General features: G+C 62.9%; 5 protein-coding genes and 1 pseudogene. All 6 read left to right on the plus strand.

Going from position 1 to position 5,681, the window contains the following annotated elements:
- Nucleotides 1-460: hypothetical protein (locus ACFWF3_RS22000; protein ID WP_379315089.1), on the plus strand; the 460-nt coding region annotated here is incomplete at its 5' end.
- A gap of 31 nt (nt 461-491) precedes the next feature.
- Nucleotides 492-1,916, plus strand: coding sequence for a hypothetical protein (locus ACFWF3_RS22005; RefSeq protein ID WP_379315090.1), 1,425 nt, complete (start codon nt 492-494; stop codon nt 1,914-1,916).
- A 507-nt stretch (nt 1,917-2,423) separates the two neighbouring features.
- On the plus strand, nt 2,424-3,938 hold the full coding sequence (locus ACFWF3_RS22010) for a hypothetical protein (RefSeq protein ID WP_379315091.1): 1,515 nt from the start codon (nt 2,424-2,426) through the stop codon (nt 3,936-3,938).
- Nucleotides 3,939-3,972: 34 nt separating this feature from the next.
- Nucleotides 3,973-4,362: a hypothetical protein gene (locus tag ACFWF3_RS22015; protein ID WP_379315092.1), complete on the plus strand. Its 390-nt coding sequence runs from the start codon at nt 3,973-3,975 to the stop codon at nt 4,360-4,362.
- Between the two features lie 50 nt (nt 4,363-4,412).
- Complete coding sequence (locus ACFWF3_RS22020; protein ID WP_379315093.1) at nt 4,413-5,309, plus strand: phage tail protein; 897 nt, start codon at nt 4,413-4,415, stop codon at nt 5,307-5,309.
- A 5-nt stretch (nt 5,310-5,314) separates the two neighbouring features.
- Nucleotides 5,315-5,681, plus strand: a pseudogene (locus tag ACFWF3_RS22025) (phage tail protein); the annotation flags it as partial.

Here is a 5,681-nt window from a genome sequence, read left to right on the forward strand (position 1 = left end):
GGTCGCCAAGATCGAGTTCAGCCTCCCCGGTTGGCTCGGTGGCGCGACGCTCAGCCTGGCTGGGCTCGGTGGGGCGATGACGTCGTGGGCGGCGTCGGTACGGATGGCCGATGGCGGCGTGGTGCGTGGCCCAGGTGGACCGCGCGAGGACCGGGTGCCGGTGCTGGCGTCCAATGGCGAGTTCGTGGTCAACGCCGCGGCGACGGCGCGCTACGGGCCGCTGTTGGAATCGATCAACAAAGACACCCTCAATATCGGCGGTCGGGATGCGCAAGTTGTTGCCTCGCTGGGCCTTTCGCGTGTCAAACCGGCGCAGGCGCTACCCGATGTGGCGACCACACACCGATTCGATCGGTCAACCACGATCAACCTCACGACGACCCAGCACGACGGCGCCTACCTGCGCGCGAAAGCCGTGGCCGCGCAGCGAGATATCACCTACGCGGCCGGACGGCGGTAGCCCACGGCGACGCATGACCAAGGAGTAGACGATGGACCGATCCCTGCCCGAAGACGACCTCGACGCGGACGAAGAAGAACTCTACGATCTCGATCCCGAGGATGACGAACTCGATGACGACGGCGACGCCGCGGCCGAAGACGAAGAGGGTGTGGCGGCGGCTGGTGGCGTCGCCGGTGCCGCGGCGCTTGCCGCAGCGGCACCGATGGGTATGCGGGCGCGTCAACAGCAGTCTCCCGGGGGCGCGGCCAAGTCGACGGCCACACCTGCTCAGCCGGGTGGGAAACCGCGCGCCGCGCGTCCGGCACCGGGGGTCAAACGGCCCGGCGGAAAACAGCCGGCCGCAGCCGGCAAACCGCAAGCCCCGAAGAAGCCGCTCGGCAAGGGTGGCCCCGCGGATAAAGGTAATGGTCAGGGTGACGATGCCAAGGCGATAGCGACCGCGCAGCAGGAACTCGACGCCGCGCAAAAGGCCAGCGATGCCCTCGAGGCCCCGCACACCACAGCGACGAAGAAGCTGGTCGACTCGGCGAAGGCAGCCGCGACCGGCATGTCGCCCTTCGCCGCCGCGGTCAAGCACTCGAGCGGCGATCACAAGAACGCCGCGAAGGACCACGGCGAGCACGAGAAGCAGCAAGGCGAGCTGGACAAGGCCCTGAGCGAGGGCGGTCTCGGCATGATCATGAAGATCGTCGACGACCTCAAGCCATGGATCGACAAGATCATGAACTGGCTGAACAAGCTCAAGGACGCACTGGTCAAGGCCTTCGAGAAGGCGCTCAAACCGGTCATCAACTTCTTCGAGAAGGTATGGAGCCAAACGGTTGTCCCGGCGTTCAAGAAGACCGTCCAGGTGGTCTCGGGAGCGTTCAAATCTGTCGGCGAAGTCGTCGGCAAGGTCTTCGATGCCCTGAAACGGGCGTGCACGACCGTACTCAAAGCCGTTGGCGAGGTACTGAAGAAGCTCGACTTCACCGTTCCCAGTTGGGTTCCCGTCGTCGGCGGAAGCAGTCTCGGCTTGGCCAAGATCGGCGACACCCTGATCGAATGGTCGACCAAGATGCGCGATGGTGGTCTGGTCCGTGGACCGGGCGGACCGCGCGAGGACGCGGTCCCGGTGCTGATGTCCAACGGCGAGTTCGTCGTCAACGCGGCTGCCACCGCCAAGCACCGCAGTGTGCTCGAGGCGATCAACAACGAATCCAGGTCGACCACCGGGTCCGGCTACGCGGCCACCGCGCGCTCATTGCCGGCGACCGCAGGCGCCCAAGCCCGGGCACTGGCCCTCGCCGACCGCCCTCAACTGGCGATTGTCAGCCCGATCACGCCGAGCGGCGATCGCCTCGACCGCTCCCTCTCGGTCAACATCAGCGCGCCGACGTCCGGTCACGCGCATACCCACGACACCGCGCTGGCAGCCCGAAAGGCATTGACCTACGCCGCGGTTCGACGTTGATATCCTTGGTGCGAGCTCAGGATCGCGACGACTCTGGAATTAAGGATTGATATGGAGTTCAAGGCGCTCTACAACATGGTGCAGGCTTCATGTTTCGATGGCGTGGAACGAATTCGCCGACTTCCCACGGAGTCGTATATTCCGACGAAGTGCTACAGCCAGGTGCTCGATGCCTACATCGAGAACGGGTGGCGTGTCGTATACGGATACGACGGACCTGATGCGGGTATCGATTACAACCGCACCCACTTGAAGCGCGGAAAGAGCCTACTCAGATTCAGCTGGTGGCCCGACGAAGGGGGTCGAGTGGCTGGATCCAAGAGTGATATCGAGGAGATTTCCCGGTACATTCGCGACCACTGCGCATAAATCTAACTAAACTCACACCTCTAGCAGTCGGAGAGCGGTCTTTCGGATCGCTCTCCGACTGCTTTTCTACGCCCTGTGACGGTCCGTGTTGTTGTCGGATGTGAAACGCGGCGATGAGGTCACATAGGGAGTGTCGTTGTGACAACCATGGATTCGGACGAGGGAAGCGGCGCTGACCGCCCCGCCGATCGCTCATTGAGTTTCGAGGGCGCTCGACGGTGGTATAACGCCGAGCTCGCGAAGGCTTCGCCGCTCGATAAAGCGTGGGAGGATGCCGGTGTTTCGCTGGAGGAACGTGCCAGAAGACTGCAAGATGTTCGGCATAGAGCGCGCCTCGACTCGCGCGATATGATGAAAAGCAGGCTGGGCGTTCGCTGGCTTCAGTTCAGAGACTGGAGGAAATACCGCAATAAGGATGGTCCCACCTTCGACGGGATGGTGCGTCGCCGGCAAAAAGCCGGACTCTCCGGTGACAAGCTGTATCAGTCGATTATCGACAGCTACGATAAAACGGATCCGAAGACAAATAAGAAATATGATCCCGAGACGGCCGATAAGCGCGGCGGACGCAGCGGGAAGGTTGACACCGGCAAACCCGTCCCTGGTGGAAAGCAGAAACCACCCGGTGGCAAAGGTAAACCGAATGCCGGTAAGTCCGGCGCCGCGATCAAGGCGATAAAAGCAAAAATTACGGCGCTGAAGGGTAAGGCGACGGCGCTGCGGGATAGCATCAAGGCGATGGCCGGCCACGGCGTCGCGCACGCGAAAATGGTTGGGGGATGGGCGAAGGCGCCTAAGGGGCTCACGAATCTGACCAAGGCGATGAAGAATTCGTCGACCGCGCAGAAGAATGTGCAAGGTGCCACCAAGTCGTGGATCGGCGCCCACGGCAAGATCAACGCTTCGATGATGAAGTCCCCGTTGGGCATGATCGCGCTGGGGATTACGGCGCTGATCGGCGTGGTGACGCTGATCATCGGTAATTGGGGCACGATCGAGAAAGTTTTCGAGGCCGTGCGTAAGAACACGCTCGAACCGGTGGGCAAATTCTTCCAGGACGTCTTCGCCTCGGCGACCGCTGGGCTGAGCAACGTGACGAAGGGTATCTCGGACTCGTTCAGCGGCATGGGCTCGGGGGTCGAAGGCGTGTTCAAGACGGTGATCCACTATGTCGCGGTCGTCGTGAACGCGATCGGGTCGGTGCTCGAGCGCCTCAATATTCCGCTGCCGGACTGGCTCGGCGGGGGCAGTATCGGATACGGGTTCATCGGTGACGCGATGGTCGAATGGGCTGCGGCGCATATGGCCACCGGTGGTGTCGTGCGTGGTCCGGGTGGTCCGCGCGATGACCAGGTGCCGATTATGGCGTCCAACGGTGAGTTCGTGGTGAATGCCGCGTCTGCCAGTCGGCATATCGCCTTGCTGGAAGCGATCAATAGTGACTCGCTCACCATCAGTGGTCGGGACGCGCAGGTGATCGCGGTACGGCAAGGCGCCTTCGCGGTCCCGTCCCGGGCGCTGCCGCACGTGGTCAACCGGCATCACTTCGATCACTCGACCACGGTCAACCTCACGACCAATCACCTCGACAGCGCGCATGTTCGCGCGACAACACTCGCGGCACAACGCGAAGTCGCCGCGTCGTGGGCGTAGCAGCGATGTCGCGACAACAGAGAACGGAAAACACATGATCTATTCGGCAATCCTGCCCGCGCAGGCCGCCGGCGGTGCCGACGTGATCGGCGTCGCCGGGGTGTACAGGTCGGCCTTCTATAGCGGCGACACCGTCACCGACGTAACTCTCGTCGCACCAGCCGGATTCGTCACTGTGACGGGCGCGGTGACCAACAATGCCACCTTCACAGTTCGGCACTTGCGGGCGGGAGTGGTGCAGCAGAGCTTCGCCTCGCTCACGCTCACTGCCGGCACCAACTTGGCCGCCGAGATGCCGTTGACCGTGCCGATCACGGTCGCGCCGGTACTCCAGGCCGATGACGTGATCGACGTGCAGATGCACCAGAACGGAACCGGACTCGCGGTCGGCGCGGGCGTCATCGCGGCCGTCTACGTCAGCTGATGGCGCAACCACATTCATTGCAGCACAAGGGAAAGAGTTGAGGTGAACCAGTGGGGACTAGTCCTGCGCTGATAACGATCACCGGCGTCGATGGTTCGACGTGGACGATCAGTGGACAAGGCCGCGGCCGGGAAGGCGTCGATCTCGGGACCGCGCCGAGCGGACTCTACGACGCGCCGGTCACGACGATCTGGAACCAGACCGCGTTCCAGAACGGCGCGACCTACGGCGGGTACAGCACCAACCGACGCGAAGTTGTCTTCGGCGTCAACATCTTCGAAATCGCCGGTCGCTCCTGGGAATCCGTTGACAGTGCCTGGCGCAAAGCCTGGGCTTACGACGCGGATTCGATCATGACGGTGACCACCAGCTACGGCTCGCGCTCGCTCGCGCTGCGGATGTCGCAGCAACCCGACTTCAAACCGAACAAGGACCCGCACCTGAACCTGTGGGGTCAGGTCACCATGACCTGCACCGCCGGATTGCCTTGGTGGGTGGAGGAACCCGCGACGAGCACCTGGGTCTCGACCATCAGCACGACCAACGGCACCACACAATCCGGCGCGGTGACCGTCGCCAATCCGACCGATCAGCCGATGTACCTGCAATGGGTGTGCTCGGCGCCGGGACGCTGGACCTTGCCCGACTTCTCTTTCGGCAACAACTACCACAACCGCGCCGAAGAGGACGCGGATCGTGTTGTGGTGCTACCGAACACGGTCGTGGGTCAGGATCTGGTCGTCGACACCGACCCGGCGCGTGAAACTCTCGTCGCGGCCGACCGATCGCAGATGTGGGCGCTCATGGGTGGCCGTGGATTCGAGTACATGATCCCGCCCTACACGTCGGCAACCGTTGTGCCGGTGAAGGTGACCGGCGCGCCAGCGGGCGCCTCGGTCATGGCCGTGCAACCGCGCAGCTGGTCGCGGCCCTGGGGGCTGCAATGACAACGGTGAACGACCTGCCTGTTATCTACAAGAACGCGCTGAAAGACAAGGCGCAGCGTGAGGTGTTGCGAACCAAACCGCCGCTCATTCGGTTCTGGGATGGCGACTGGCAGCTGCGCGGAACCTGCGCGGGCGAGATCAGCGCCAATTTCACCTGGATGCTGAATGAATCCGGGACCGGCGTCATCGTGCTGCCCTACGAGCATCATCTTTCGCAGTGGGCGATCTCGCGCACGCGGACCACCCAGAACATCCACATCACCGTTGACAAGGATGGCGCGCGCTGGGACGGCCGTCTGTCGAAAGCCGTTGTCAAACAAGACGAATACGGCGTCACCACGGTCGAGATGTCGTTTCTGCACTCCTATGAGG

The sequence above is a fragment of the Nocardia sp. NPDC060220 genome, from assembly GCF_042727815.1.
GTDB lineage: Bacteria > Actinomycetota > Actinomycetes > Mycobacteriales > Mycobacteriaceae > Nocardia.